Below are 25,661 nucleotides of genomic sequence, written 5' to 3'. Positions count from 1 at the left end.
TAAAGCGAAGAGCGTCAATCGGGGCGGATCAGCCGCGCTTCCCAGGCATAGCCGCGATAGAGCGGCGCGAACTGCCACCCCAACCCGCGACGCGCGGCGACATCGGCCACAACCTCGCGCAGATCGGCTCGCGGCGTCACGTCAAACTTTCGGAGCCAGGCGAACAACAGCGCGCGGAAGGCGCGGGGTAACCCCTCCTGCTGCCCGAAATCGACGATGTGCAGCCGCCCGCCCGGCGCCAGCGCATCCGCCGCTGCGGCGATCGCATCCTGCCAGCCCGGGATCATCGACAGCGTGTAGGACAGGAAGATGCGATCAAACCCGCGCACGCCAAACAGCGCGTGCGGGTCGAAGCCCGTCGCATCGCCGCGCGCCAGCCGGATACGCCCACCCAACCCTTCGCGCGCAACCGCGGCGTCGGCCGTCTCCAGCATCGCCGCCGATATGTCGAATCCATGGAACCGCGCATCCGGCCATATCCGCGCGGCCGCGATGAGATTGCGGCCGGTGCCGCATCCCACCTCCAGCACCGTGCCGCCCGCCGGCGGCACCAGATCGCGGATCAGCCGGTCGCGCCCCAGCAGATAATATTTGCGGCTGGCATCATAGATATGGCGCTGGTGGCGGTAGATCGCATCCATGCGCGCGGCATGGGCGGTCATGCGGCCTTCAGCACATAAAGGTGGAAGCCGCCATAGATGGACGAACGGTCCTGCGCAGTGAACACTTCGGACTCCGCGGCGCGATACTCCCAGCGGCTCAATATCTCCGCCGGCACCCGCCCCGGCAACAGGCTGGGCGCCGCCGCCGTGCGGAAGATGACCCGCGCGCCGGCCCGCGCCGTCCGCGTTATCTCCGCCCACAGCGCCGCGAGTTGCGCGTCCGTCATCCAGTCCTGCGCGTCGAGCAGCACATAGCGGTCGAGGCTGGCATCGTCGCTCGCCTTCAGGAAATCGACGAAATTGGCGTGCCGCACATCGACGCGGCCGACGCGATCCACGACAGCCGCATGATGCCGCTCGCGCAGATAGGGCGGCAGCGGCGCATCGGGCGCCGGGCCGTAACCGCGCCCGAACGCCTGCCAGGCGAAATAATTGTCGCGGATGTCGAAATCGCAGGCGAGCTTTTCCAGCCGCGCGCGCAGCACCGCGGCCATGCCCTCATCATCCTCGCCGGCCAGCGCATCATATTGCGCGGGCGGAATGCCCAAACCGAACAGCGAAGCGGGCTGGTCGGTCAGCCAGCGGACGAACTTCTTGTCGAAGATCGGTGCCAGTTTCGTCTCGAATATCTCCCGCTGCTCCTCGATGGAGTTTGCAGCCAGCATCGCCCGCGGATCGACGCCATGGAGCCTGGCAACGATATGCGCGGCGCCGATGAACTGGCCGAGCAGTCCCCTCCGATAGATGTTGCGCGCGAACCCGCCGATCCGCCGCCGTCCGGTCAGATCGCGGCCCTCCCAATAGCGACGCGACATATCGTCGAGATGCGGGCGGATAAATTCGCGATAGGCGGCAAGATTGTCCGCCTGGTCAGCCTGGCCGAAGAAGCGATGAAAGCTTCCATGATCGGGGAGGTGCCGCGCGGCCGCCAGCTTCAGCCGGTTGAAGGCAATATGCGCGGTGTTGAGATCGACTGCGGTGATCCGCGCGGGATCGGCCGTGAGATAACTCAGCACGTTGCAGCCGCCGCTTGCGATCGTGACGACGTGATTGCCCGGTTCGATCGCCATGGCCGCCATGTCGACTTCGGGATCTTCCCAGATCTGGGCATAGACGAGGCCGCGAAACGCGAAGGTGAAGGCGCGTTCGAGCAGCCCCTGCTTCGTCATCTGGCCATGGCGGTGGACCGCCTCGGCGACTTTCCGGTTGGGTATGGGGTGCGATTGCTGTGCGAGTGAGGCCACGACATCTTCCCGGCGGGGCCGCGGCACCGAATGCGCCGTCCGCCCGCCCCGCTGCCGTCGCACTAGGGCGGTTCGGCGACGCCGCGGTTACGGTTCGACTACGGATTGTTACAGTCGGGGACGCCTTAGCTCCTCCCTGAGCTTGCTCGGGGAGGGGGACCATCCAAAGGAAGGTGGAGGGGCAATTCCACCGTTGCGCCATACCCCTCCGTCGCGCGGCGCGTGCCACCTCCCCGAGCAAGCTCAGGGAGGATCATTAGCTCAATCCCGGCAGAAGCCCTCACCCTGCTTGATGACCAGGCAGTTTTTCTTCCCCGCGAGATATTTGAGACCGGTTTCGTCGCCGGTCGCCTTGCGGATCGTCTCTTCCTTGCCGTCGCGGGTGAAGCGGATCGTCTCGCCCGATGCGGTGCCGACATAATTGGCGGGGCCATCAAGCAGCGTCACTTTCAGCGCATATTGTCCCGCGTCCGGCCCCGGCGCAATCTCCAGCACGAGCCCTTCGACGCCCACCCATTTGCCGATCCACGCATCTGTCGGCAGCGGTGCGGCGGGGGTCGCGACATTCTCCGCGACCGCCATGTCCGGCTCAGGCGGCAGGATCGCGTTGGATGCGGTGGCGTCCGCGGCATTGTCCGGGCTGGCCGCAGGCTCCTTGGTGCCGCAGGCCGCGAGCAATGCGCAGGTGGCGAGGATCATTATTCGCTTCATCTGCAAGTCCTTCCCTCGTTCACGATCCGCCTCCAACGCATGGGATCGCCGCTTCGCAACATGGCAGGTGGCGTTTCCCCATCCAAGCTCCTAGATAGCCGCCATTCGACTCATTTGCGGAACGTCTCCCATGGCCGAAACCATCGCCATCGCATCCGATCATGCCGCCATCGACCTGAAGGCCGCCCTTGCCGACTGGCTTCGCGAACAGGGCCATGAGGTGATCGACCTCGGCCCCGCGACGACCGAATCGGTCGATTATCCCGATTATGGCTACAAGCTCGCCGAAGCCGTCGCCGTCGGCCGCGCCGAGCGCGGCGTCGCGCTCTGCGGATCGGGCATCGGCATCTCGATCGCGGTCAACCGCAACCCCCATGTGCGCTGCGCCCTGGTTTCGGACGGGCTGTCCGCCCGCCTGTCGCGCCAGCACAATGATGCGAACATCATCGCCATGGGTGCACGCCTGATCGGCGTCGACACCGCCAAGGATTGTCTGACGGCCTTCCTTTCCACCGATTTCGAAGGCGGCCGCCATCAGCGCCGCGTCGACAAGCTTTCAAACCCCGCCAGCGCGAAGGAGCCCGCATGAGCACCAACCCAGCCACCTTGTCTGAGGTCCAGCCCGACGGCTTCTTCACCCGCGGCCTTGCCGATGCCGATCCCGCCGTGTTCGGCGGCGTCCGCCAGGAGCTTTCGCGCGAGCAGAACCAGATCGAACTGATCGCTTCGGAGAATATCGTCTCCAAGGCGGTGCTCGAAGCGCAGGGCTCGGTCTTCACCAACAAATATGCCGAAGGCTATCCCGGCAAGCGTTACTATCAGGGCTGCGCGCCGTCCGACGTGGTCGAAACGCTCGCGATCGAACGCGCCAAGCAGCTCTTCAACTGCGGCTTCGCCAACGTCCAGCCGCACTCGGGCGCGCAGGCGAACGGCGCGGTGATGCTCGCGCTCACCAAGCCTGGCGACACGATCATGGGCCTCAGCCTCGATGCCGGCGGCCACCTTACCCACGGCGCCCGTCCGGCGCTTTCGGGCAAGTGGTATAATGCCGTGCAATATGGCGTCCGCCCCGACGATCATCTGATCGACTTCGATCAGGTGGAAAAGCTGGCCAAGGAACATAAGCCGACTTTGATCATCGCCGGCGGCTCGGCCTATCCGCGCCACATCGATTTCGCCCGCTTCCGCGCCATCGCCGATGAAGTCGGTGCATTGTTCATGGTCGACATGGCCCATTTCGCCGGCCTCGTCGCCGGTGGCGTCCACCCGACGCCGTTCGATCACGCCCATGTCGTCACCACCACCACGCACAAGACGCTGCGCGGCCCGCGCGGCGGCATGGTGATGACCAATGACGAGGCGATCGCCAAGAAGATCAACTCGGCGGTGTTCCCCGGTCTGCAGGGCGGCCCGCTGGTCCACGTCATCGCCGCCAAGGCGGTGGCCTTCGGCGAAGCGCTGCAGCCCGAGTTCAAGAGCTACGCCAAGGCCGTGGTCGAGAACGCCAAGACGCTGGCGGCGACGCTCAAGGAACGCGGCGCGAACCTCGTCTCGGGCGGCACCGACACGCACCTGGCTCTGGTTGACCTCACCCCGCTGGGCGTGACCGGCAAGGATGCGGACGAGGCGCTCGAGCGTTCGGCGATCACCTGCAACAAGAACGGCATCCCGTTCGATCCGCTGCCGCCGACCAAGACCAGCGGCATCCGCGTCGGATCGCCCGCCGGCACCACCCGCGGCTTCGGCACGGCCGAGTTCCGCGAGATCGGCAATATGATCGCCGACGTGCTCGGCGGCCTGAAGGCCAAGGGCGAGCATGGCGATCCCGCGGTCGAAGCCGACGTCAAGGCGCGGGTCGAGGCGCTGTGCAAGCGCTTCCCGATCTATCCGGGGGCCTGATCCTTGAAATGCCCGTTCTGCGGCCATGACGACAGCCAGGTAAAGGACAGCCGCCCCACCGAAGACGGGGCGGCGATCCGTCGCCGCCGCCAGTGCGAGGGCTGCGGCGCGCGCTTCACCACGTTCGAGCGGATTCACCTGCGCGAACTGACCGTGGTGAAGAGCGAGGGCCGTCGCGAGCCGTTCGAACGGGAGAAACTGGAACGCTCGATCGCGATCGCGTGCCGCAAGCGCGCGATCGATCCCACGCGGATCGACCGGCTGGTTTCGGCTATCCAGCGCCAGATCGAAACCAGCGGCGAAAGCGAAGTCGCGGCAGCGCAGGTCGGCGCAATGGTGATGGATGGTCTGAAGGCGCTCGACACCGTCGCCTACATCCGCTTCGCTAGCGTCTACAAGGACTTCACCGAAGCCAAGGATTTCGAGGACTTCGCCGGCACCGTGGCGGAAGCGGGGAAGGAAGGGTGAGCCAGCCCCCCGTCATCGTCCTCGTCCGTCCCCAGCTTGGCGAGAATATCGGCAAGGCCGCGCGCGCGATGCTCAATTTCGGGCTGATCGAGATGCGGCTGGTCTCCCCGCGCGATGGCTGGCCCAACCCCGATGCCGGCCCCGCCGCCTCGGGCGCGGACATCGTGCTCGCCAATGCCCAGCTCTATGAAAGCGTTGCCGACGCCGTGGCCGACTGCGCGCATGTCTATGCGACGACGGTGCGCAAGCGCGGCGTGACCAAGCCTGTGGTGACACCGGAGGAAGCCGCCCGCTCGATCCGCACCGATCAGGGCCGTTCCGCCATCCTGTTCGGCCCCGAACGGTCGGGTCTCGAAACCGACGATGTCGCCGTCGCCCGCTCCATCCTGACGGTGCCGATCAATCCCGAATTCGGCAGCCTCAATCTCGCGCAGGCGGTGATCCTGGTCGCCTATGAATGGTCGAAGGGCGAGGCGCTCGCTTCCCCGCCCGCCACGGAACTTGAACCCCCGGCACCACAGCAGGAACTGGACGGCATGATCGGCCAGTTGGAAACCATGCTCGACGGTGCGGGCTTCTTCTTTCCGCCCGATCGCACGCCGACGACGAAGCGGACGCTGCGCACCATGCTCACCAAGCCGGGCTGGACCGCGCAGGAGGTGCGGACGATGCGCGGCGTGCTCAGCGCGTTGGCCAACCCGCGTCCGCGTTAACGCGCGTCGAACCGCTCGAACTCGTACGCGATCGAACCTTCCACGAGCTGCTCGTAGATCGCCCGCACCAGTTCCGGCGGAAACCCGACCTTGGCGGCCACCGCAGCGGCATTGTCGATCACCTGGGCCTTGCGGCCCTCATCGCGCACCGCGTCGCGGGTCGATTTGATGCGCGCGGCGGCGTCCATGTAGCGCATGCGCTGGCCCAGCAGGGAGACGATCCGTTCGTCCAGCGCGTCGATCGCGGCGCGGACTTCGGTCATGGTGGTGCAGGCGTCGGGGGAGAGTGTTTCGGACATGGCGCCTCCCTAGAGCGTCATGCGCCCGCCGCCAACCTTGACTCCGTGCGCCCACCTCGTCATAGGCGCCGCTTCGCAATTGGCCCCGCACCCTCGGTGAAGCGGTGGCCCTGCCGGATTCGTCCGTCAGCGCGGCCCCGAGGAACCGACACGAAACGCAATTGAAGGAACTGACATGTCGAAGCGCAACAGCGCCAAGTACAAGATTGACCGCCGGATGGGCGAGAACATCTGGGGTCGCCCGAAGAGCCCGGTGAACCGTCGTGAATATGGCCCCGGCCAGCACGGTCAGCGCCGCAAGGGCAAGACCTCGGACTACGGCATCCAGCTCAAGGCCAAGCAGAAGCTGAAGGGCTATTACGGCGAAGTCACCGAGAAGCAGTTCAAGAAGTCGTACATCGAAGCGTCGCGCATGAAGGGCGACACCGGTCAGAACCTGATCGGCCTGCTCGAGCGCCGTCTGGACGCGCTGGTCTACCGCGCCAAGTTCGCGCCGACGATCTTCTCGGCCCGCCAGCTCGTTTCGCACGGTCACATCTATGTGAACGGCGTGAAGTGCAACATCGCGTCGCGTCTGGTGAAGCCGGGCGACGAGATCACGCTGGGCAAGAAGGCGCAGGAAATGGCGCTAGTGCTCGAAGCGCAGAGCCTGTCCGAGCGTGACATTCCGGAATATGTCGCTCCCGACGGCGGCGCCAAGGTCACCTTCGTCCGCGTGCCGACGCTCGACGAAGTGCCCTATCCGGTGAAGATGGAACCGAACCTGGTCGTCGAATTCTATTCGCGCTGATCCGGTTTCCATACCGACAGAAAAAAGGGGCGGTCCCATTCGGGGCCGCCCTTTTTCTTTGCGTCACCCCTTTTGGATCAGGAAGGCGTCCAGGCCCGCTTCGTCCGCTGCCCGTTGCGGCCTTCGTCGGGCAGGTCGTCCTCGGCGGGCATGGCCAGATCCTCCTCGGCGACGTGGCGTTCGCGGGCGCGAGCCAGCAGATCGCGGGCGAACCTTGCCGGCCGGCCACCGTGCGGGTTCGCCGCCAGCGGCTCGATCATCCCCGCGGCCGCATCGAACTGCTTCTTGCGCAGCAGCGCGATCGTTGCGTCGAAGCGGATGATATCGACCTGCGGCGCCAATGCCTGCGCGCGCAACAGCACGTTCAGCGTGTTATCGTCCATCGGCTGCAAGGACCGGCTTTCGACATAGGCCATCAGTGCCGGCACATAATTGGGATTGGCCCGGAAGGCGCGCGCGAACCATTTGCGCGATTTCAGATAATATGGCGCGCGCGCCTCGCCTTCCAATCGTCGGGCGGCGACCAGTTCCGCATAGCCGCGCAGGAACAAGGTTTCGCCATCCCTGGCACCGCCTGCGATCAGCTTGTCGAGCAATTCGGTGCCGGCGCTGCGACTGCCGAAATCCAGCTCCGCCGCCGCCAGGACAGACATGGCGAAGGGGTCAGCGGGATAGCGCACAGCCTCGCGGCGCACCTGTTCCAGCAGAATGGCTCCGCGGGCACGGTCCGGGCCCAGCCGGATCGCCGCGCGCGGCAGCAGCAGTTCATCCGCCGCCGGGGGTAGTGGCGTGATCGCCACCGATACCGCCTCGCGCTCGCTGGGCCGGGTGAAGCGGACATAAGTGAGCTTGCCGCCCGCATAGCGCCGCAGTTCTCTTGCGAACGCCTTGTAATCCATCCCCATCTCGCGCTGGAACGCGGTCGCGCCATCCTCCCCCTTCGCGCGCGCTGCGAGATAGCGGTGAAGCGCCGCCTGCTTGCCGGGCGTGCGGAACGCCCAATGCACCACCAGCCAGCTCTGCGCGTAGAAGAGCGGCAACTGATCGGCGCTGAGGCCCATCAGGTCGCCGTCGAGCACGCGTTCCATCGGCAGCCAGGTCTTGGACGTCAGCCAATAAGCACGGTTGAGGTTGAAGCGCCCGACCTCGATCGAACTGTCGGTCAGGTTCGCCGTCATCATGAACTCGGCGAAGCCTTCGACATACCAGACCGGATAGGCGACCGGATAATATTGCATCATGAAATGATGGGCATATTCGTGCAGCAGCACATCTTCGCCGCCCAGGCCGATGCCGTCACGGCGGATAGCGAAGGCCGCGATCGATCCCCATCGCGCCATGTAGAAACCCGCCACCGACTGCACGACCGGCCGGATGATGCGGAGCTGGCCGGTGCCACTGACAAGATAGATGTCCAGCTTCGCCGGCGCGGGCTGCGCGGTGCCGCCGGTCATCATCCGCAGCACCTGATCATAATCTTCCAGCATCACCGCGAACTTGCGGAGCTGCGCCTCGCTGCCTTCGCTATAGATTCTGAAATTGGCGGTTTCGGCCTGCAGCCACCGCGCCTGGGCAGGTTGGATGGCGACGACCGCCATCAGCAACGCCAGTCCCAGAGCGATGATCGTGCGGGCCATCCCTCTCCCTTGCTTCCGCTCCCCTCACCGCCCGCGCTACAGGCGGCGAGGACGGAGCCTACTATAGCCCCATAGATTGGCGCAGGAAGGCATCACTCTTGCCGAGCATCTCGGCGCGAGCGATTGAGTCATCCAATTGATGGTCGAGACCCGGATAATAGAGAACCTGCGGCGTCTTGCCGGCAGCCCTGAGCTTGCTTTCCATCAACCGGCTCGCACGCACATCGACATTAAGGTCGAGTTCGCCATGCACCAGCATCACCGGCGACTTGATCTGCGCGGCGTTCTGCGCAGGCGACCCTTCATGGATATGCGGGCCGCTGCCGATGAAGCGCTGCGCCTCCACGAAATTGGACCAACCGCGATATTGCTCCTTCAGATCATTGAGATCAGTAACGGGCGCAATCGCGACGATCGCCTTGTAAAGATCGGGCGCCACAACGCCGGACTGCAAGGCGGCGTAGCCGCCATAGGACCAGCCCACGATCGCAAGCTTCTTCGGATCGGCAATACCCTCGGACACCAGCCATTTGCCGCTGTCGACAACGTCCCCGATCGCGATTTTCCAGGATTGGAAGCCGTTATTCTGGAACCAGGCGTCGCCATAGCCCGTGGAACCACGAAAATTCGGCTGGAGCACCGCATAGCCGCGATTGGCATAATATTGGGCGAGCCAGTCGAAACCCCATTCGTCGCGCGAACCCGGGCCGCCGTGAGGCATCACGATAGCCGGCAATCCCTTACCCGAAGAACCGGGTGGTAATGTCAGATAGGCCGGAATCATCGCGCCGTCGGATGCGCGCACGTCGATCGATTTCACGTTCGCCAGCTTGTAATCGGCCAGTTCGGGTCGACTGAGGAACAGCGGTCGCAACTGCTTCGTGCCCCGGTCAAACAAATAATATTGCCCCGGATCGACGTCACTACCCGCCCAGACCAGCAGTTGCTGCCCATCCGCACTCTCGCCTTCGAAATAAACTAGCGGCGCGTTTGGCAGTGCTTTGCCCAGGCCCGCCGCGAGCTTCTTCAGCGGTTCATCGAAATAAACGGCTTGCCGGCGGTCGGTGACAAAGGAAACGCCTACAATACGGCCCTTGCGTCCGATCCTGACCAGACCATCCACGTCCACGTCGGACCGCGAAAATACCTGCTCGTCCTGCAATGTCCCGTCGAGCGAACGCCGGACCAGCGCCTTACGCCCGTCCTTCTTTAGGAAGCCGTAGACTTTGTCGTTAGCCGGATCGACGGCATAGGGATTGAACCCCTCTTCCGTCATCGAATTATAGTCGCCAAGGCGCCGCCAATCGTCACTTCCCGCGGCGCGGTAGGAATAACGCGTGATGCCGGTCGTATAGCCATCGCCCTTTAATTCCGCGACGCCCTTGATGCGGACTGTGCCCAGACCGTCCGTGATATACTCATTGGCGTCGCGGGCAGGATCGACGATGCGCTTGGTTGCAAGCGTGAGCGTATCCACCCGCTCAACCCCGAACCCTTCGAGCTTCTTTTCTATCAAGGTGTCGAGGCGCCCGGCGGGCACATATTGCCGACCGACCAGCACAGCATTGTCCTGTCCGGGGAGCCAATCGATGACTGCTCCACCAAAGCGGTTGAAATATCTGGCGTCACCGGAATCGCGACTGCTGACCAGTTTCAGATCGCTACCATCGATGTTGAGCGCCACCATCCGCGTCGTGCCGACAACCTGCCCAGCGCCCTTCTGGATCGAATAAACCGTGCAGACCAAACGGCCCTCGGACACCCAATCGCACCGCCTCAGCAGTTCCGGCTCGCCTGTGGAAACAAGGGCACGCAGAGGTGGCGTACTTCCGTCCACGGGCACAGTGTATAGCGCAATCCCCTTGTCCTTGTAGGGCGCAAGGAACGACACCCGCCCGCCCTTGGGCGACAGCTTCGCTCCCATCACGCTCTCCCGCGCCCCGAACGCGACCTCCGGGGTGGCGGTGGGCGTCTGCGCCAGAACCGGCGCGCACAGCAGTATGCCGCCCGCAAAGAGCGACTTCAGCAACTTCATGTATTGTATCCCCCTTTTATCCCGCTGGGACGTTAGCGGCAATGTATCGTTACGCAAGCCGTCCGGATCGCTTGCCCGCCGCCTACAGCGCTGCCATGGACGCCGGTAATCATGTTTTTCGGGAATTCGCTTATGCGTTTCGCTTTCGCCGCTTCGCTCCTTGCCCTCGCCACGGCGGCCCCCGCCGCCCAGCCCGCCGCGCCCGCCATCAATGTCGAGACGTTGAAGGACATCACTAGGACGCTGTCCGACGACAGCTTCCAGGGCCGCGCGCCCGCGACGCCGGCCGAGGACAAGACCGTCGCTTTCATTTCCGATCGCTTCGCCAAGGCCGGCCTGAAGCCCGGCAATAAGGGCGGCTGGTATCAGGATGTGCCGCTGGTCGAACTCACGCCCACGCCCGGCTTCGCGATCGGCATCACGGGCGGCAAGGCGCCGGTGAACCTCGCCTACAAGACCGACCACATGACCTGGTCCTACCAGGTCGCGCCGAAGATCAATGTCGCCAACAGCGATGTCGTGTTCGTCGGCTATGGCATCAACGCGCCCGAACGCGGCTGGAACGACTATGCCGGGCTCAATGTCAGGGGCAAGACCGTCCTCATCCTCGTCAACGATCCCGACTGGAAGACGCAGACGCTGGATGGTCCCTTCGGCGGCCGTGCGATGACCTATTATGGCCGCTGGGATTACAAGTATGCCGAGGCCGCGCGGCAGGGCGCGGCCGCCGCGCTCATCATCCACGATACCGAGCCCGCGGCTTATGGTTTCAACGTCGTCGTCTCGTCCAATGTCGGCAGCCAGCTCGGCTTCGACGAGCCCGGCAACCATATGGACCAGTCGAAGGCCGTCGGCTGGATCACCAACGATGGCGCGCGCCAGATCTTCGCGTCGGCCGGGCAGGATTTCGACAAATTGGTCGCATCAGCGGGACAGAAGGGCTTCAAGGGCGTGCCCTTCACCGGCCTGAAAGCGAACTTCTCCTTCGATCAGGCGATCCGTCGTCAGAAATCGAAGAATGTTGTCGGCATCATCCCCGGAAAAACGCGGCCGGACGAATATATCCTCTATTCCGCGCACTGGGATCATCTGGGCATCTGCGAGCCCGTCGCCGGCGACAATATCTGCAACGGCGCGGTCGACAACGCATCGGGCATCGCCGCGCTGACCGCGCTGGCTGAGGCCTATCGCGCCGCCGGACAGCCCGAACGCTCGGTGATCTTCCTTGCCGTCACTGCCGAGGAATCGGGCCTGCTCGGCTCCGAATATTATGCCGCCAACCCGATCTATCCGTTGGCGCAGACGGTGGGCGGGGTGAACATCGACTCGCTCAACGTCATCGGCAAGGCGAAGGACGTGGTCGTCGTCGGCCCCGGCAAGTCGGAGCTGGAGGATTATCTGAAACGCGCCGCCACTACCGAAGGCCGCGTGCTGGTGCCCGAACCGACACCCGAAAAGGGCTTCTATTACCGCTCGGATCATTTCAGCTTCGCCCGGCTCGGCGTGCCGATGATCTATTTCGAAAGCGGCGACGATCTGGTCAATGGCGGCACCGCGCGCGGCAAGGCGCTGGCCGAGGATTACATCACCAACCGCTATCACGGCCCCAAGGACGAATATGATCCCAACTGGGATTGGTCGGGCGCCGTCTCCGATCTGAAGCTTTTCTATGCGATCGGGCGCGAGCTTGCGGATTCCGACAAGTGGCCCAACTGGTATCCGGATGCCGAATTCCGCGCCATCCGCGACAAGTCTCGCGCAGGGAAGTGACCTGATGACCCACCGCCAACCCGCCGAATGGGCACCCCATGATCGCGTCTGGATCGGCTTTCCCAGCCATGCCGATCTGTGGGAAGATGATCTGCAGCCGGCGCGGGAGGAGGTCGTCGCCTTCGCCCGTGCGGTCGATGCCGATGGCGCGGGCGAACGCGTCGTCCTGGTCGCCGCCGACAAGGCGTCCGCCAAGGATGCGCTGGCGATGGCCGGTCCCTCGGTCGATGTCGTCACCGCGCCGTTCGGCGATATCTGGCTGCGCGACACCGGCCCGATCATCGTCCACGCCACCAATTCGGCCGCCGGCGTGCCGACGGCGATGGATTTCGCCTTCAACGGCTGGGGCGGCAAATATGATCTGCCCAATGACGACAAGATCGGCCGCGCACTGGCGGAAGCCGCGCGCTTCCCGGTCGAAAGCCGCGACTGGATCTTCGAAGGCGGCGCGATCGATGTCGACGGCACCGGCCTGGTTGTCACGACCGAGCAATGCCTCTTGAACCCCAACCGCAACCCCTATCTGTCGCGCGGCGATATCGAGGCGCGGCTGAAGGCGGATCTCGGGCTCGATCGCGTGCTGTGGCTCGGCAACGGCCTGCTCAACGACCATACCGACGGCCATGTCGACAATCTCGCCCGCTTTGTCGGCATCGGCCGCATCGCCATCCCGGAGCCGACCGCGAACGACCCGAACGAGGCGATCTATCGCGATGCCGCCGCCCGAGCCCGCGCTTTCGGGCTGGAGGTCGTCGGCGTCCCCTCCCCCGGCAAGGTCGAGCGCGACGGGGAGATCGTGCCCGCCTCCTACATGAACTTCTATATCGGCAATGCGGCGGTCGTCGTGCCTATCTATGGCGCGCCCAACGATGATGCCGCCGTGGCCGCGATCGGCGCTCTGTTCCCCGGCCGTCGCACCGTGGGCATCCTCGCCGATCATATCCTGACGGGCGGTGGCAGCCTCCATTGCATCAGCCAGCAGGTGCCGAGCGCCTGAACGCCCCCCCCCCAGAAATCATCCTTCGCCCCGGCGCGGGCCGGGGTCCATGGCTCTACCGGCATGGGCCACCGCTCGTGGAGGGATCCATGGATGCCAGCCTCCGCTGGCATGACGGAAATGGAACATAAAGCTCCGGGCTTGGCGTCGGCCCTGCCCGCGCCTATTTGGGCCAGCCGCCCCCGGAGACCTGTCGATGACCGAACTGACCGTTGCCGCCCTCCAGCTCGCGCTCAGCGATGACGTGGAAACCAACATCAAGGCGGTGTCCGAACTGGTGCGCGAGGCCGCGTCAAAGGGCGCGCAGGTGATCCTGCCGCCCGAACTCTTCGAAGGGCATTATTTCTGCCAGGTCGAGGACGAGGGACTATTCACCCGCGCAAAGCCCACCGCCAGCCACCCCTCGGTGCTGGCGATGCAGAAGCTTGCGGATGAACTCAACGTCTATATCCCGACCAGCTTCTTCGAGGCGGATGGGCCGCATCATTATAACAGCCTCGCGATGATCGGGCCGGACGGCAAGGTGATGGGCGTCTATCGCAAGAGCCACATCCCCGACGGCCCCGGTTACGAAGAGAAATTCTATTTCCGCCCCGGCAATACCGGTTTCAAGGTTTGGCCGACGGAGAAGGCGACGATCGGCGTCGGCGTCTGCTGGGACCAATGGTATCCGGAAACAGCGCGCACGATGATGCTGATGGGGGCGGAGATACTGTTCTTCCCGACCGCCATCGGCAATGAGCCGCATGATCCCGATCTCGACACCAGCCGGATGTGGCAGCGCGCGATGGTCGGCCATTCGGTGTCGAACGTCGTGCCGGTGGTGGCGTCCAACCGCATCGGCAAGGAAGGCGCGATGACCTTCTACGGCCACAGCTTCATCGCCGACGAACGCGGCGACTATCTCGCCGCCTTCGGGCGCGAGGAAACGGGCGTGCTGGTCGCGACGATCGATCTCGATCGGGTGAAACGCCACCGCGCCGCCTTCGGCTTCTTCCGCGATCGCCGGCCCGAGCTTTACGGGCGGCTGGCGCAGGATATCTAGCGGACGGGGATCACCCGCTCTCGCCCAAGCCGCGCCAGCCGATCGCCCAAAAAGTCCATCACTACGCGCACCCGCGGCGTGTGGCGCAGGCGTTCGTGGGTGAGCAGCCATAGCCCGCGCATCTCGCCCGGCATCGGATCGAGGCAGCGGACCAGATCGGGCTCGCCCTCCGCCATGAAGCAGGGCAGTACGGCCAGACCGATGCCCGATCGGATGGCGGAGAGCAGGCCGGTTTCGGAATCATGGTGCATCGCCACCTTGTCCTCCAGCCCGTTGCGTTCCAGCCATGCGCGATAGACGCGCCACACGCCGGGACCGCCGCCGCCGATAAAGGGATGGTCGTGCAGGTCCTTGCGGCGGCTCGGCCGCCCGTGCTGAGCCGCATAGTCGCGGCTGCAATAGACGGTCCACATATCGTCGCCCACGCGTCGCCCGACGAGCCCGCCGCCGGTCGGCCGGTCGGCGCTGCGCAGTGCCACATCGGCGCCGCCCGTGGCCAGATCGCGCACCTGATCGCTGGTATCGAGTTCGATGCGGATGCCGGGATGCGCGGCGTGCAGATCGCGCAGGATCGGCGCCAACACTGTCACCGCGTAAAGCTCCTGCATGGTCAGCCGCACCGTGCCGCTCGCGTCGCGTCCCTGTGACGCCGCCGCCTCGGCCAGCGCACCGGCGGCCGCCTCGACCGCTTCTGCCTGCGCCACAAGCGCCTGGCCCGCCGGCGTCAACACATAGCCCGCCTGCCGCCTGTCGAAGAGGGTAAGTTCCAGCGCCTGCTCGAGCGCCGCCACGCGCCGCGCCGCGGTCGTCTGGCTCACCCGCAGCTCGCGGCCCGCGGCGAGCGTGCTGCCGGTGCGCGCGACCGCCAGGAAATAGCGCAGATCATTCCAGTCGAGCATGAAGAGCATTCTGCACTTTTGCAGAACGCACATGCAACATCGTTGTTCGTCAGGACTCAGCAGGTTGGGCTATCAAAGTCCCACGGCGAAACCACCGCCGGCCCTGCCCCACGGAGACAGCCATGAAGACGATGCTTGCGCTTTCCGCGCTTGCCGGTGCCCTGTGCGTTGCGCCGGCTCATGCCCAGCCGCTGACCGGCACCGGGACCGAGATGGTCCGCCATGCCGATCTCGATCTTTCCAACGCCAAGGACCGCGCGGTCCTCGATCGCCGGCTGCGCAGCGCCGTGGAAACCGCCTGCGGCCCGATGTCGAGCGCCGATCCCAAGGGTGCCAACACCGTACGCCAGTGCCGCGCCGAAACCCTCGCCCGTGCCGAGGCAGAGCGTGATCAACTGGTCGCCGCCGCCCAACCCGCAACCCCGACCCAGTTGGCGTCGAAGCAGCCGAATTGAGCGGCTGCACTCAGATCTCAAACGTCAGGTCGATATAGGCATATTTGGTATCGCCCGTATCCGGCGCGTTGGGGGCGTCGTTCAGCAGCCCCCGCTTGGCGAGGTAGGCGACGCCCGTATCGACCCGCAGCAGATCGGGGATCAGCGTGTGCCGGACCCGCGCCTCGATCTGATGCCCCGCAAAGCGCCCCGACGCCCCCGTGCGATCGCGCACGCCGGTCGACGAGAAGCTGTCGGTCGCACCCTCCGCCCACAAGGCGCGATACATCACCATCGCATCGGTCTTCTTGTCGGGCTTCACATCCATCCGCACGCCCGGCGACGAGAGGTTCGCACGCCCCACCGGCCCATAGAGGCTGGTCGGCCCGAACTCGAAGCGCCGCGCGCCATAAAGATTGTCGAAGCGGTTATAGTTCCCCGCCGAAGGCCCGTCGCCGCTCGCTTCGTCGAAATGCAGCGAAATTCGTGGCTTCCACGCGCCGGCGAAGGTCTTGCCGATCTCCGCGTGGACGAAATAGGCCGAAACGTCGAGGTCGGTCAGATCGGTCGCCGCGGTGCTGCCGCGCGTCTCGCCGAACTGGTAGGCCGCTTCCAGATCATAATCGAAAGCGCCGTTCGCCGGCTTGCGGGCCAGGCGGATGCCCGGCGTGAACAGCCGCCGATTGCGCGTCAGCCGCGATGCGGAATCGCGCTCGAACAGGCGATAGCCATAGACTTCCAGCGTGCCCTTGCCGAACACATTGGCCTTGGTCAGGCTGCCGCCGAAAAGCTGGAGGTCGGTGGTTTCCTGGTCCCACTTCACCTCGTCATCGCGAATGCCGTCGGCATCATCGGGCAGGCGGATCTGCGGCATCGACCATAGCAAAACCAGCCGGTCGCCCGCCTTGCTGTTCCAGTCGAGATAGGCGCCGGTGTAAGCGTTGGTGCTGTTGCGGAACGCCTGCCGCGCAATCAGGCGGCGCGATCCGATGTCGAGCGTGAAGCGGCCGGCCTTGACGAAGGCCTTCGACCCACCGGGCAGATCGTCGAGATCGATCCCGACATAGGCCTGCACCATTTCCATCGCGTTGACCTCGGTAGTCCCCGCCGACGAATTCTTCTTCTGGCCATAGGTCCGCGCGTCCCACAACTCGCCGCCAAGGCGCACCGGGCCGGCATCATATTCGGCAAAGATATTGGTCTTCAGCGACCACATGAAATCATCTTCGGCCGCATTGGGGCGGAACTGGCCGTCCAGTCCCTCGACGCGAGAGCGCAGGCTCGCCTTCAAGGTCAGCCCCTCGGGAGCACCGACCGCGGCCAGCAGCGGGTTGGCTTGCGCCTGGGCCGCGCCGGGCGCGAGCAGCCCGAACGATGCGGCCAGCAGCCAGTGGCGGGTGCGCATGGCAGCGCGCGGGGCTTTCGGGCGGACAGCGTCGCGCCCGATCTCGGTCTTCATCTGATCGGAACTCCAACAGGGTTACACGCTCTTTATAGGCGCCAATCGGCGCGCCCGGTTTCGGAAGGGTTATCGCCGCGACAAAGCGAAAATTGTCCGCAAACGGACAGTCCCGCCGCGACAGCGAAGCCCATATTTGGGATTTCTCACCAACCTTTGGCGGCGATTTTCACCATCCTGAGGCACACCGTCCCGCCAAAACCCGCCAAATCCTTGAACATCATAGTTTAACATTCATCTGGCACGGAGCGTGCAGCGTGATCGGCAACAAGCGGAGAGTTCCCCGCTGAGCCAAGGAGTAAACCAGATGCACGCCGCCCAGCCGTCCCTTTTCCGCCGCCCCGACACCTTCTTCGGTGCGTGCGAAGCGCTCGGCCAGGATTTCGGCTTCAACGCGAACTGGCTGCGGGTCGCGCTCGGCGTTGTTGTGCTGTTCAACCCGATGGCGGCGATCTCCGCCTATCTCGCGATCGGCGTGATCGTCCTCGCCTCGCGCCTGATCTTCCCGGCCCGCGCCCGCCGCCGCGCGGCCGAAGCGCCTGCGGTCGCGGTTCTCCCCGCCGCGCCGCAGGCGGCCCAGATTGAGCGCGAAGAACCCGAACTCGCGGTCGCCGCTTAGCAGCCTGTCAAAAGACACCGTCACCCCAGCGAAGGCTGGGGTCCATGGCTCTCTCCACAAACGGTAACGCCGAAGGATAGAGCCATGGATGCCAGCCTGCGCCGGCATGACGGCAAGGTTGAGAATGCGGATAGCTCCCCCACCCTTGCGTCCCACGGAACGCCGCGCCGCTTGCTCCCCCTCCCCCGCCCTCGCTAGGACAGGCGATCATCGCAGATCATCGGGGCGGGAATGACGGTTAGACTATCGATCTGGCGGGCGCTGCCCGCTCTGGCGCTGACATGCGCGCCCATGGCCGTTGAAGCCGCCACCCCTGTCCCGTTCGCCGCCCCGGCAAAGGGCACGCGCACCGTCTATCGCAACGCTGCCCTGATCGACGGCACCGGTGGCCCGATGCGCCGCGGCATGGCGGTCGTGGTCGATGGCGACCGCATCGTCGAAGTGGTCGGCGACCGCGACATTTCCGGCGCCTCGCTCGCGAACGCCAACGTGATCGATCTCAAGGGCCAATATATCCTGCCCGGCCTGATCGACAGCCATGTCCATGTCGCGACCCCGCCCGATCGCGTGCGGGCCGAAGCCGTGCTGCGGCGGAACCTCTATGGCGGCGTCACTGCGGTCCGCGACATGGCAGACGATCTGCGCTCGGTCGCCGAGATCACGCGCGCCTCGCTGGTGGGCGAGATCGCCGCCCCGGACCTCTTTTATGCCGCGCTGATGGCTGGCCCCAGCTTCTTCGACGACAAGCGGACGATCGCGGCCGCCATGGGCACCACGCCCGGCAAGGTGCCGTGGATGCAGTCGATCGACGAGACGACCGACCTGCGCACCGCCGTCACCCTCGCCCGCGGCACCTATGCCAGCGCGATCAAGGCTTATGCCAACATGCCGGGCGAGCGCGTCGCCGCGATCGTCGCGGAGGCGCACCGCCAGGGCATCCCCGTCTGGGCGCATGGCGCGATCTTCCCGGCGACCCCGGCGGAGGTGATCGCCGCAGGCCCCGACGTCATCAGCCATGTCTGCTATCTCGCCTATCAGGCGTCGGACGCGGTGCCCGGCTCCTACCAGAAGCGCGTCCCCGTCGCCTTCGATCGCTTCGGCAAGCAAGGCAGCCCGGTGACGGCCGACCTGTTCAAACAGATGGCAGCGAAAGGCATCATCCTCGACGCCACCGGCCGCGTCTATCTGGACTATGACGCCCGCGCCAAGGCGCACCCGGAAAAACCCGCGCTCTGCACCGCCGATCTCGCCGCGCGGCTCATCCAGCAGGCGCGCAAGGCCGGCGTGGAAATCTCCACCGGCACCGACGGCACCGCGGACGCCAGCGACCCGTGGCCCGAACTGCATGACGAACTGGTCTATCTGGTCGAGCAAGCGAAGATGCCCGCCGCCGCGGTGATCCGCTCCGCCACGCTGATCGGCGCGCGCGCCGCCGGGCAGGAGAAGGACATGGGCACGGTCGAACCCGGCAAGCTCGCCAATCTCGTCATCCTGTCCAAAAACCCCTTGGAAAATATCAGGAATATCGACAGCATCACGATAACGGTGAAGCGCGGCCACGCCTTCCCCCGCGGCGACTTCAAGCTGTTGACCAAAGACGAACTGGGGGACGACGAATGAGCAGCAATACCGATCGCCGATCCTTTCTCGCGCTCGGCGCCGGCGCGCTGGCCGCCCCTGCGCTGGCGTCACCGGCACTGGCCTGGGCAGCAGGCGATCCGATCGCCAGCATGATCGTCGTCAACGCGCTCGGCGGCCTCGAAAACCCGAACGATCCCACCAAGCGCGACCGTCCCTTCCTCGATGCCCGCGCACTCGCCGATGCCCGCGCCTCCGGCCAGACCGCGGTCAACGTCACGATCGGCTATGTCTCCGGCCCGGACGAGCCGTTCGAATACAGCGTTCGTGAAGTCGCGCAGTGGGACAAGCTCGTCCGCGATCATCCCAAGGATCTGCTGAAGGTGATGAGCGCCGCCGACATCCTCCGCGCCAAGGCCGAGGGCAAGACCGGCCTGATCTATGGCTTCCAGAATGCAGCGATGATGGGCAAGGATGCGAGCCGCGTCGACATCTTCGCCGATCTCGGCGTCAAGATCATCCAGCTCACCTACAACCCCGCCAACCAGCTCGGCGATGGCTCCATGGCGCCGGAGAATCGCGGCATCACCCCGTTCGGGCGCGAGGTGATCGAACGCCTCAATGCGAACCGCGTGATGGTCGATCTATCCCACAGCGGCCAGCAAACTTGCCTGGAGGCCGCGCGCTTTTCCAAGCGGCCGATCTCGATCAATCATACCGGCTGCCGCGCCGTCACCGATCTGCCGCGCAACAAGACCGACGAGGAATTGCGGCTGGTCGCCGAAAAGGGCGGCTTTGTCGGCATCTATTTCATGCCCTTCCTCAACCCCACCGGCCATGCCCGCGCGGCCGATGTCGTCGCCCATATCGATCATGCCGTGAACATCTGCGGCGAGGATCATGTCGGCATCGGCACCGATGGCGGCACCAGCCAGATCGACGACCTGAAGGCCTATGAAAGCCGCCTGGCCGAGGAGATCGCCAAGCGCCGCGCCTCCGGCATCAGCGCGACGGGCGAGCGGCCCGATACCTATCCCTTCGTCGTCGATCTCCGCGGGCCGGACCAGTTCCGCAAGCTCGCCGGGCTGTTGCGCGAACGCGGCTATTCGACGACGCGGATCGAGAAGATCCTGGGCCAGAATTTCGTGCGCCACGCGCAGGAGATCTGGGGCTGAAGCTCCGGCTTGGCATATCCGGCCATCAGCATTCAGGGTAGGACGAAGGGCCGCATATCCTCCGTTCGGACGTTGCGATCACCCTGCCCCCATGGCATCGCGTCGACGATACCAAGGAGATACTGATGCCGGATTCGATTGCCACCAAGCCGTTCATCGTCGGAATCGGGGGCACGGCGAGCGCCAATTCCTCGACCGAACAGGCCTTGGCGATCGCTCTCGCGTCAGCCGAGCGCGCCGGTGCCGAGGTGAAGCTGTTCGGTTCGGCGACGCTCGCCGCAATGCCGCACTATATGACCGAAGCGAGCACCACTTCGGCCGAGGGGCGCGAATTCGTCGAGGCTATCCGTCGCGCCGATGGCGTGATCATCGCCAGTCCCGGCTATCACGGATCGATCTCGGGCCTCGTCAAGAATGCCATCGATTATCTGGAAGAAACGTCGAAGGACGTGCGCGTTTATCTGGACGGCGTTCCTGTCGGCCTGATCGCCACCGCCTATGGCTGGCAGGCGACCGGCAGCACGCTCGCCACCCTGCGTTCGATCGTCCATGCGCTACGCGGCTGGCCGACGCCGCTGGGCGCCGCGATCAACAGCTCGGGCGGCATCTTCAAGGGCGGCGTGTGCAGCGATGCCGGCGCCAGCAACCAGCTCGAACTCGTCGGCCGCCAGGTGTTTGAATTTGCCCGCCTGCGCCGCGTCGATCCGAGCGTGACCGAAACGAGCGCCGCGTGAGGGCTTTCATCGTCGCGCTGGCGATTGCCGCAGCCCTGCCGGCCGCCCCGGCTCTCGCAGCGCCGGCCGTCACCAAGACGGCTTCGGGCATCGAATATCAGGTGCTGCGCAAGGGCAAGGGACCGCGGCCGGCCGCAACCGATCGCGTGCAGGTCAATTATCGAGGCATGCTGGCGGACGGCACGACCTTCGACGCCAGCCGTTACGACATGCCCGTCACCTTCCCGCTCGATCAGGTCATCCCCGGCTGGACCGAAGCCGTGCAGCTGATGGAAGTCGGATCGAAGTACCGCTTCGTCATCCCGCCGGAGCTGGCTTACGGCGACGCGGGCGCCGGCGCGGACATCCCGCCGGGCGCCACTTTGACCTTCGATATCGAGCTTGTCGCCATCAACCCGCCGGAATGACGACCAGACAGGAGAGACGCCATGACAGTCGCCAGGCATTATGTGATGCACGCCGCCGAAGGGCAGGACGCAGTGCTCGAAACAGCATTGCGTGGTCTGGCCGACGCGGTGCGGCCGATCCCCGGCTGCCAGGGTGTCGAACTGCTGCGCGACATCGGTAACGAGCGCCGCTTCATCTTCATCGAGAAGTGGGATTCGGTCGATGCCCACAAGGGTGCCGGCGCGCATCTGCCCAAGGAAGCACTGGGGCCGGTGATGGCCGCGCTCGATGGCCCGCCCGATGGCGGCTATCTGGATTATCTGAAGACGGTCTAGGTTATTCGGCCCGCCCTTTCGCAATGATATTGCGCGAAGGGCGGATCGGGCTGGACTTTATTAAGCATCCCGCGTTATGGGCCATTCCATGTTGTCGCGCCGCGGCCTTCTCCTGCTTCGACTTACGCGCCCTTAGGCGCGCGATTTCGCTTGGCCTCCGCGGAGGCTTCGAGCCACGGCGTCTAAGGGCAAAAGATCACCCCGAACGACAACCCTGCGACAGGAGCAGGCGACCGTGCCAAATGCCAACAACGACACTATTCTGATTTTCGACACCACCCTGCGCGATGGCGAGCAGTCTCCCGGCTGTTCGATGAACCTGGAAGAAAAACTGCAGGTCGCCGACCAGCTTGAAGCCATGGGCGTGGACATCATCGAGGCCGGTTTCGCCATCGCCAGCCAGGGCGATTTCGAGGCGGTGAGCGAAGTCGCCCGCCAGTGCAAGACGGCCACCGTCGCCAGCCTCGCCCGCGCCGCTGCGGCGGATATCGACCGCGCCTGGGAAGCGGTGCGCCATGCGGGCAAGCCCCGCATCCATACCTTCATCGCCACCTCGCCGCTCCACATGCGGGTCAAGCTCAACAAGAGCCCGGAGGAGGTGCTGGAGGCGATCGGCCGCACCGTCGCGCACGCCCGCAACCTCTGCCCCGATGTCGAATGGTCGGCCGAAGATGCGACGCGATCGGACCCCGATTTCCTGGCCCGCGCCATCGAAATCGCGATCGCGTCCGGCGCGCGGACGATCAACCTGCCCGATACCGTCGGCTACGCCACGCCCGAAACCTATGGCGCGATGTTCCGCGACATGGTCAATCGGGTGCCCAATGCCGACCAGGCGATCTTTTCCACGCATTGCCACAATGACCTTGGCCTCGCCGTCGCCAACACCCTTTCGGCGGTGATGGCGGGCGCGCGGCAGGTGGAATCAACGATCAACGGCATCGGCGAGCGCGCCGGCAATGCCGCGGTCGAGGAAATCGCGATGGCGCTGAAGGTCCGGCATGACGTCATGCCGGTCCGCACCAACATCGTCTCGACCGAGATCACGCGGGCGAGCCGCCTCGTTTCCGGCATCACCGGCTTCCAGGTCCAGCCCAACAAGGCGATCGTCGGCGCCAACGCCTTCGCGCATGAAAGCGGCATCCACCAGGATGGCATGCTGAAAGATTCGTCGACCTACGAGATCATGACGCCGGAAAGCGTCGGCGTTTCGACGTCGAACCTGGTGATGGGCAAGCATTCGGGCCGCGCCGCCTTCCGCTCCAAGCTGGAAGATCTTGGCTACAGCCTGGGCGACAATGCCTTCCAGGATGCCTTCGTGCGTTTCAAGGCACTCGCCGACGCCAAGAAAGCGGTCTTCGACGAGGATATCGTCGCGCTGGTCGATGATGAGGTGCTGCGCGGGCATGACCGCATCCAGGTGAAGGAAGTGGAGATCCACTGCGGCACCGGCCCGGCGCGCGCGATCCTGACGCTCGAGATCGACGGCGAGGAAAAGACGGCGGCGACGCGGGGCAGCGGCCCGGTCGACGCGCTGTTCGCCGCGATCCGTGAACTCATTCCGCACGAGCGCGGCACGCTGGAACGCTATGAGGTCCATGCCGTCACCGGCGGCACCGATGCGCAGGCCGAGGTTTCGGTGCTGCTGTCGGAAGAAGGCCGCACCACCCGCGGTCGCGGCGCGCATCACGACACTTTGGTCGCATCGGCCCGCGCTTATGTGAACGCGCTCAACAAGCTGATGGTGAAGCGCGGCCGCGCGCCGGTGGACGTGGCCGCCGGCTGAGGCTCGCATGCCCGCCGATCGCAGCGCGATCGGCGGGACATTCGCTACATGTCGGCGATAAAGCCTACGTCCACCGCGCCGGACGACGCCAGCAACACGATCCCACCGCAAATGGCGAAGGTCGCAAGGCTGAGCCGATCCTTGGTCGCGAAGACGATTGGATCGTCATCCATGTGGCCGCGGCGCGCCAGCAACAGGAAACGTGCGATCCAGTAAGAGAAGAACGGGCATATCAGCAGCAGCAGTTCTGGCGCCGGATAGAGCTTCGAAACCGTCGGCTGCGTCGTGTAGATCGCAAGCACAAGCGTCGCGCTGAAGCCGCTGGCCGCGCCCATGCCCACCAGGACGTCCATATCCTCGGGATAATAACCCCTGCCCGCCACCCGAGATGCCGGCTGCACAGTCAGGTTGGCCAGTTCAGCGCAGCGCTTAACGACCGCGAGCGCGAAAAAGAGGAACATGGAGAATACGAGCAGCCAAACCGACAACAGGATGCCGGTTGCCACCGCGCCCGCGACGATACGCACCGTATAGAGCCCGGCAAGGGTGAAAATGTCGACCAGCGCCGCCCGCTTCAAGCGCAGCGAGTAGGCGGTGGTAACGACAATATAGGCCACCAGGGTCAGGATGAAGCCCGGCGGCAGGAACAAAGACGTGACGATGGCGAGCGCGAAAAGCAGCCCCGCCATGCCTATACCCGTGGACACCGCGACATCGCCCGCCGCGAACGGCCGTAGCCGCTTGCGCGGGTGCGCACGATCCGCCGCGAGATCGAGCAGGTCGTTGATCAGATAGGTCGCCGATGCCGCAAGGCTGAAGGCGATGAAGGCGAGCAGGCTCGCAACAAAGGCATCCATGTCCGTCCGGTGCCCGGCGAACATCGGCACGAAGATCAGCGCATTCTTGGCCCATTGGTGCGGGCGCATCGCCTTCACCATACCGCGCCAGCGATTTCCGGTATCCGGGAAGGACGCGCCGGCATTTGCCGGTGCGCGACGCAACCGCGTCGCCGCACCGGCACACAGAGCCTGGCGCGACTTTTCCCAGACGGCATGGTCGGCAGCGCAATCGCCGACATAGTCGAAACCCTGATGGCCGTGCCGTTCGACGAGCAAAGCCGCCTTGTCCCGGCCTTTCAGGTTGATGCTCTCGGTCGCCTCGACCTGATCGAACAGGCCGAGATGCGCCGCAATTCGCTCCGCCCAGCGCCGCGGCGACGCGGTGACGAGCGCCACCGGCCGCCCCGCCTGTCGTTCCGCCGCGATGAAATCCAGCAGGTCCTCGCGATAGGGCAAGGCCGTGGGGTCTATGTCGATGCGGGCGGCCAGTTCCTGCTTCAGCCGCGCCTTGCCCGCCGCCAACCATAGCGGCACCCGCCACAGATCCGCGGGATGGTGCTTGGCGAACTGGATCATCGCTTCGTGAAGCAGGTCGGTGCGGATCAGCGTCCCATCGAGATCGACACAGAGCGGTATCGTAGTGTCCATCAATGCACTCCGACGCCGGGCGCCGCGCGATCGGATAGCGCCACCATCACCACGCCGCAGGCGACGAGTAAGGTGCCCAACAGCCGCTGCATCGACACCGCTTCGCCCAGCACCAGCACGGAAAGCCCGAGTACGAGCAGGAAGCTCAATCCCACGAAGGGATAAGCCAGCGACAAGGGCAGGCGCGACAGCACGTAGAGCCAGGAGAGTGTCGCCGCGCCGTAGAGGAAGATACCGATCAGCAGCCGCGGCTCGAACGCCAGCCGCCCGATCGCCTGCCAGTTGCCACCCCCACCAGTCAGCTGCTGGGCCGCGACGGAGCTCATGCCCAGCTTCAACAGCAATTGCGCGACCGCGGTGGAAAGAATCGAAAAGGCCAAAGCGAGCAATGTCGAAAGATTGATCAACCATTTTCTCCCGTCGGCCTACGCAACACCCGGCCCAGGGCACAATCCGATTGCCGATTATCCTGCCTGTATGAAAATTGCGTGCAAGCTA

The 25,661-nt window shown here is 65.1% G+C and carries 26 protein-coding genes; 16 read left to right on the top strand and 10 right to left on the bottom strand.

The window, feature by feature from the left end; genetic code table 11:
- Positions 1 to 14 precede the first annotated feature (14 nt).
- The 3 genes from ACFB49_RS02170 to ACFB49_RS02160 all read right to left on the bottom strand — a co-directional run bounded on the left by ACFB49_RS02170 (position 15) and on the right by ACFB49_RS02160 (position 2,617).
- A complete protein-coding gene (locus ACFB49_RS02170) occupies positions 15 to 662 on the bottom strand; it encodes a class I SAM-dependent methyltransferase (RefSeq protein WP_380875343.1) in 648 nt (215 codons plus the stop codon).
- Positions 659 to 1,831: a DUF3419 family protein gene (locus ACFB49_RS02165; RefSeq protein WP_380879801.1), complete on the bottom strand. Its 1,173-nt coding sequence runs from the start codon at positions 1,829 to 1,831 to the stop codon at positions 659 to 661. Before ACFB49_RS02165 ends, ACFB49_RS02170 begins: the two co-directional genes overlap by 4 nt.
- A 336-nt stretch (positions 1,832 to 2,167) precedes the next feature.
- On the bottom strand, positions 2,168 to 2,617 hold the full coding sequence (locus ACFB49_RS02160; protein WP_380875340.1) for a hypothetical protein: 450 nt from the start codon (positions 2,615 to 2,617) through the stop codon (positions 2,168 to 2,170).
- 130 nt (positions 2,618 to 2,747) lie between these two features.
- Between ACFB49_RS02160 and rpiB the strand changes: the two genes are divergently transcribed.
- Genes rpiB through ACFB49_RS02140 form a run of 4 tightly spaced genes read left to right on the top strand, consistent with a single transcriptional unit; the run spans position 2,748 to position 5,697 of the window.
- Positions 2,748 to 3,206: a ribose 5-phosphate isomerase B gene (gene rpiB, locus ACFB49_RS02155; protein WP_380875338.1), complete on the top strand. Its 459-nt coding sequence runs from the start codon at positions 2,748 to 2,750 to the stop codon at positions 3,204 to 3,206.
- On the top strand, positions 3,203 to 4,516 hold the full coding sequence (gene glyA, locus ACFB49_RS02150) for a serine hydroxymethyltransferase (RefSeq protein WP_380875335.1): 1,314 nt from the start codon (positions 3,203 to 3,205) through the stop codon (positions 4,514 to 4,516). Before rpiB ends, glyA begins: the two co-directional genes overlap by 4 nt.
- A 3-nt stretch (positions 4,517 to 4,519) precedes the next feature.
- Positions 4,520 to 4,984 carry a transcriptional regulator NrdR gene (gene nrdR, locus ACFB49_RS02145; protein ID WP_380875332.1) on the top strand — a complete coding sequence of 155 codons (465 nt, stop codon included), beginning with the start codon at positions 4,520 to 4,522 and terminating at the stop codon, positions 4,982 to 4,984.
- Positions 4,981 to 5,697, top strand: coding sequence for an RNA methyltransferase (locus tag ACFB49_RS02140; protein ID WP_380875329.1), 717 nt, complete (start codon positions 4,981 to 4,983; stop codon positions 5,695 to 5,697). The genes nrdR and ACFB49_RS02140 overlap by 4 nt, the downstream gene beginning before the upstream one ends.
- Here ACFB49_RS02140 and ACFB49_RS02135 read toward each other — a convergent pair.
- Positions 5,694 to 5,996: a chorismate mutase gene (locus ACFB49_RS02135; RefSeq protein ID WP_380875326.1), complete on the bottom strand. Its 303-nt coding sequence runs from the start codon at positions 5,994 to 5,996 to the stop codon at positions 5,694 to 5,696. The two genes, ACFB49_RS02140 and ACFB49_RS02135, sit on opposite strands and share 4 nt — an antisense overlap.
- A 175-nt stretch (positions 5,997 to 6,171) precedes the next feature.
- Here ACFB49_RS02135 and rpsD point away from each other — a divergent pair, with 175 nt between their 5' ends.
- Positions 6,172 to 6,786 carry a 30S ribosomal protein S4 gene (gene rpsD / locus ACFB49_RS02130; RefSeq protein WP_380875323.1) on the top strand — a complete coding sequence of 205 codons (615 nt, stop codon included), beginning with the start codon at positions 6,172 to 6,174 and terminating at the stop codon, positions 6,784 to 6,786.
- 77 nt (positions 6,787 to 6,863) lie between these two features.
- Here the strand turns inward: rpsD and ACFB49_RS02125 are convergent, their stop codons facing one another.
- Together ACFB49_RS02125 and ACFB49_RS02120 are read right to left on the bottom strand one after the other, a co-directional pair.
- The gene (locus ACFB49_RS02125) at positions 6,864 to 8,423 is read right to left on the bottom strand and encodes a hypothetical protein (protein ID WP_380875320.1); all 1,560 of its coding nucleotides are present in this window, start codon (positions 8,421 to 8,423) and stop codon (positions 6,864 to 6,866) included.
- A gap of 61 nt (positions 8,424 to 8,484) precedes the next feature.
- Entirely contained in the window at positions 8,485 to 10,458 is a 1,974-nt protein-coding gene (locus tag ACFB49_RS02120; RefSeq protein ID WP_380875318.1) for an alpha/beta hydrolase family protein, read from the bottom strand.
- A 132-nt stretch (positions 10,459 to 10,590) separates the two neighbouring features.
- Between ACFB49_RS02120 and ACFB49_RS02115 the strand changes: the two genes are divergently transcribed.
- The 3 genes from ACFB49_RS02115 to aguB all read left to right on the top strand — a co-directional run bounded on the left by ACFB49_RS02115 (position 10,591) and on the right by aguB (position 14,270).
- Positions 10,591 to 12,228, top strand: a complete 1,638-nt coding sequence (locus tag ACFB49_RS02115; RefSeq protein ID WP_380875315.1) for a M28 family metallopeptidase — start codon at positions 10,591 to 10,593, stop codon at positions 12,226 to 12,228.
- Positions 12,229 to 12,232: 4 nt separating this feature from the next.
- On the top strand, positions 12,233 to 13,225 hold the full coding sequence (locus ACFB49_RS02110; protein WP_380875312.1) for an agmatine deiminase family protein: 993 nt from the start codon (positions 12,233 to 12,235) through the stop codon (positions 13,223 to 13,225).
- 196 nt (positions 13,226 to 13,421) lie between these two features.
- Positions 13,422 to 14,270, top strand: a complete 849-nt coding sequence (gene aguB / locus ACFB49_RS02105; RefSeq protein ID WP_380875310.1) for an N-carbamoylputrescine amidase — start codon at positions 13,422 to 13,424, stop codon at positions 14,268 to 14,270.
- Here aguB and ACFB49_RS02100 read toward each other — a convergent pair.
- Positions 14,267 to 15,178: a LysR family transcriptional regulator gene (locus tag ACFB49_RS02100; protein ID WP_380875308.1), complete on the bottom strand. Its 912-nt coding sequence runs from the start codon at positions 15,176 to 15,178 to the stop codon at positions 14,267 to 14,269. The two genes, aguB and ACFB49_RS02100, sit on opposite strands and share 4 nt — an antisense overlap.
- Before the next feature lie 113 nt (positions 15,179 to 15,291).
- Here ACFB49_RS02100 and ACFB49_RS02095 point away from each other — a divergent pair, with 113 nt between their 5' ends.
- Positions 15,292 to 15,624, top strand: coding sequence for a UrcA family protein (locus tag ACFB49_RS02095; RefSeq protein WP_380875306.1), 333 nt, complete (start codon positions 15,292 to 15,294; stop codon positions 15,622 to 15,624).
- A gap of 10 nt (positions 15,625 to 15,634) precedes the next feature.
- Here the strand turns inward: ACFB49_RS02095 and ACFB49_RS02090 are convergent, their stop codons facing one another.
- Positions 15,635 to 17,062, bottom strand: coding sequence for an alginate export family protein (locus ACFB49_RS02090; protein WP_380875302.1), 1,428 nt, complete (start codon positions 17,060 to 17,062; stop codon positions 15,635 to 15,637).
- Between the two features lie 307 nt (positions 17,063 to 17,369).
- Here ACFB49_RS02090 and ACFB49_RS02085 point away from each other — a divergent pair, with 307 nt between their 5' ends.
- The 7 genes from ACFB49_RS02085 (at position 17,370) to ACFB49_RS02055 (ending at position 23,676) form a co-directional block, all read left to right on the top strand.
- A complete protein-coding gene (locus ACFB49_RS02085) occupies positions 17,370 to 17,681 on the top strand; it encodes a PspC domain-containing protein (protein WP_380875300.1) in 312 nt (103 codons plus the stop codon).
- Between the two features lie 291 nt (positions 17,682 to 17,972).
- Positions 17,973 to 19,301, top strand: coding sequence for an amidohydrolase family protein (locus ACFB49_RS02080; RefSeq protein ID WP_380875297.1), 1,329 nt, complete (start codon positions 17,973 to 17,975; stop codon positions 19,299 to 19,301).
- Positions 19,298 to 20,434, top strand: a complete 1,137-nt coding sequence (locus ACFB49_RS02075) for a dipeptidase (RefSeq protein ID WP_380875295.1) — start codon at positions 19,298 to 19,300, stop codon at positions 20,432 to 20,434. The genes ACFB49_RS02080 and ACFB49_RS02075 overlap by 4 nt, the downstream gene beginning before the upstream one ends.
- Before the next feature lie 125 nt (positions 20,435 to 20,559).
- Positions 20,560 to 21,168, top strand: a complete 609-nt coding sequence (locus ACFB49_RS02070) for an NADPH-dependent FMN reductase (protein ID WP_380875292.1) — start codon at positions 20,560 to 20,562, stop codon at positions 21,166 to 21,168.
- Positions 21,165 to 21,575, top strand: a complete 411-nt coding sequence (locus tag ACFB49_RS02065; protein ID WP_380875289.1) for an FKBP-type peptidyl-prolyl cis-trans isomerase — start codon at positions 21,165 to 21,167, stop codon at positions 21,573 to 21,575. Before ACFB49_RS02070 ends, ACFB49_RS02065 begins: the two co-directional genes overlap by 4 nt.
- A 21-nt stretch (positions 21,576 to 21,596) precedes the next feature.
- Complete coding sequence (locus tag ACFB49_RS02060) at positions 21,597 to 21,890, top strand: putative quinol monooxygenase (protein ID WP_380875286.1); 294 nt, start codon at positions 21,597 to 21,599, stop codon at positions 21,888 to 21,890.
- Positions 21,891 to 22,125: 235 nt separating this feature from the next.
- Positions 22,126 to 23,676, top strand: a complete 1,551-nt coding sequence (locus tag ACFB49_RS02055) for a 2-isopropylmalate synthase (protein WP_380875283.1) — start codon at positions 22,126 to 22,128, stop codon at positions 23,674 to 23,676.
- Between the two features lie 44 nt (positions 23,677 to 23,720).
- Here the strand turns inward: ACFB49_RS02055 and ACFB49_RS02050 are convergent, their stop codons facing one another.
- Together ACFB49_RS02050 and ACFB49_RS02045 are read right to left on the bottom strand one after the other, a co-directional pair.
- Positions 23,721 to 25,163, bottom strand: a complete 1,443-nt coding sequence (locus ACFB49_RS02050; protein WP_380875281.1) for a UbiA family prenyltransferase — start codon at positions 25,161 to 25,163, stop codon at positions 23,721 to 23,723.
- Positions 25,163 to 25,570: an EamA family transporter gene (locus ACFB49_RS02045; RefSeq protein ID WP_380875278.1), complete on the bottom strand. Its 408-nt coding sequence runs from the start codon at positions 25,568 to 25,570 to the stop codon at positions 25,163 to 25,165. Before ACFB49_RS02045 ends, ACFB49_RS02050 begins: the two co-directional genes overlap by 1 nt.
- Between the last annotated feature and the right edge of the window lie 91 nt (positions 25,571 to 25,661).

The organism is Sphingomonas sp. DBB INV C78 (genome assembly GCF_042693015.1).
Classification (GTDB): domain Bacteria; phylum Pseudomonadota; class Alphaproteobacteria; order Sphingomonadales; family Sphingomonadaceae; genus Sphingomonas_E.
The sequence above is the reverse complement of the archived record's forward strand: the minus strand, read 5'-3'. Positions and strand labels throughout refer to the sequence as shown.

What these genes read in the sequence shown, in the direction of transcription:
- ACFB49_RS02170 (WP_380875343.1), bottom strand. Translation starts at nt 662, where the DNA reads ATGACCGCCCATGCCGCGCGCATGGATGCGATCTACCGCCACCAGCGC.
- ACFB49_RS02165 (WP_380879801.1), bottom strand. Translation starts at nt 1,831, where the DNA reads ATGACGAAGCAGGGGCTGCTCGAACGCGCCTTCACCTTCGCGTTTCGC.
- ACFB49_RS02160 (WP_380875340.1), bottom strand. Translation starts at nt 2,617, where the DNA reads ATGAAGCGAATAATGATCCTCGCCACCTGCGCATTGCTCGCGGCCTGC.
- rpiB (WP_380875338.1), top strand. Translation starts at nt 2,748, where the DNA reads ATGGCCGAAACCATCGCCATCGCATCCGATCATGCCGCCATCGACCTG.
- glyA (WP_380875335.1), top strand. Translation starts at nt 3,203, where the DNA reads ATGAGCACCAACCCAGCCACCTTGTCTGAGGTCCAGCCCGACGGCTTC.
- ACFB49_RS02135 (WP_380875326.1), bottom strand. Translation starts at nt 5,996, where the DNA reads ATGTCCGAAACACTCTCCCCCGACGCCTGCACCACCATGACCGAAGTC.
- rpsD (WP_380875323.1), top strand. Translation starts at nt 6,172, where the DNA reads ATGTCGAAGCGCAACAGCGCCAAGTACAAGATTGACCGCCGGATGGGC.
- ACFB49_RS02125 (WP_380875320.1), bottom strand. Translation starts at nt 8,423, where the DNA reads ATGGCCCGCACGATCATCGCTCTGGGACTGGCGTTGCTGATGGCGGTC.
- ACFB49_RS02120 (WP_380875318.1), bottom strand. Translation starts at nt 10,458, where the DNA reads ATGAAGTTGCTGAAGTCGCTCTTTGCGGGCGGCATACTGCTGTGCGCG.
- ACFB49_RS02115 (WP_380875315.1), top strand. Translation starts at nt 10,591, where the DNA reads ATGCGTTTCGCTTTCGCCGCTTCGCTCCTTGCCCTCGCCACGGCGGCC.
- ACFB49_RS02110 (WP_380875312.1), top strand. Translation starts at nt 12,233, where the DNA reads ATGACCCACCGCCAACCCGCCGAATGGGCACCCCATGATCGCGTCTGG.
- aguB (WP_380875310.1), top strand. Translation starts at nt 13,422, where the DNA reads ATGACCGAACTGACCGTTGCCGCCCTCCAGCTCGCGCTCAGCGATGAC.
- ACFB49_RS02100 (WP_380875308.1), bottom strand. Translation starts at nt 15,178, where the DNA reads ATGCTCTTCATGCTCGACTGGAATGATCTGCGCTATTTCCTGGCGGTC.
- ACFB49_RS02095 (WP_380875306.1), top strand. Translation starts at nt 15,292, where the DNA reads ATGAAGACGATGCTTGCGCTTTCCGCGCTTGCCGGTGCCCTGTGCGTT.
- ACFB49_RS02090 (WP_380875302.1), bottom strand. Translation starts at nt 17,062, where the DNA reads ATGAAGACCGAGATCGGGCGCGACGCTGTCCGCCCGAAAGCCCCGCGC.
- ACFB49_RS02085 (WP_380875300.1), top strand. Translation starts at nt 17,370, where the DNA reads ATGCACGCCGCCCAGCCGTCCCTTTTCCGCCGCCCCGACACCTTCTTC.
- ACFB49_RS02080 (WP_380875297.1), top strand. Translation starts at nt 17,973, where the DNA reads ATGGCCGTTGAAGCCGCCACCCCTGTCCCGTTCGCCGCCCCGGCAAAG.
- ACFB49_RS02075 (WP_380875295.1), top strand. Translation starts at nt 19,298, where the DNA reads ATGAGCAGCAATACCGATCGCCGATCCTTTCTCGCGCTCGGCGCCGGC.
- ACFB49_RS02070 (WP_380875292.1), top strand. Translation starts at nt 20,560, where the DNA reads ATGCCGGATTCGATTGCCACCAAGCCGTTCATCGTCGGAATCGGGGGC.
- ACFB49_RS02060 (WP_380875286.1), top strand. Translation starts at nt 21,597, where the DNA reads ATGACAGTCGCCAGGCATTATGTGATGCACGCCGCCGAAGGGCAGGAC.
- ACFB49_RS02050 (WP_380875281.1), bottom strand. Translation starts at nt 25,163, where the DNA reads ATGGACACTACGATACCGCTCTGTGTCGATCTCGATGGGACGCTGATC.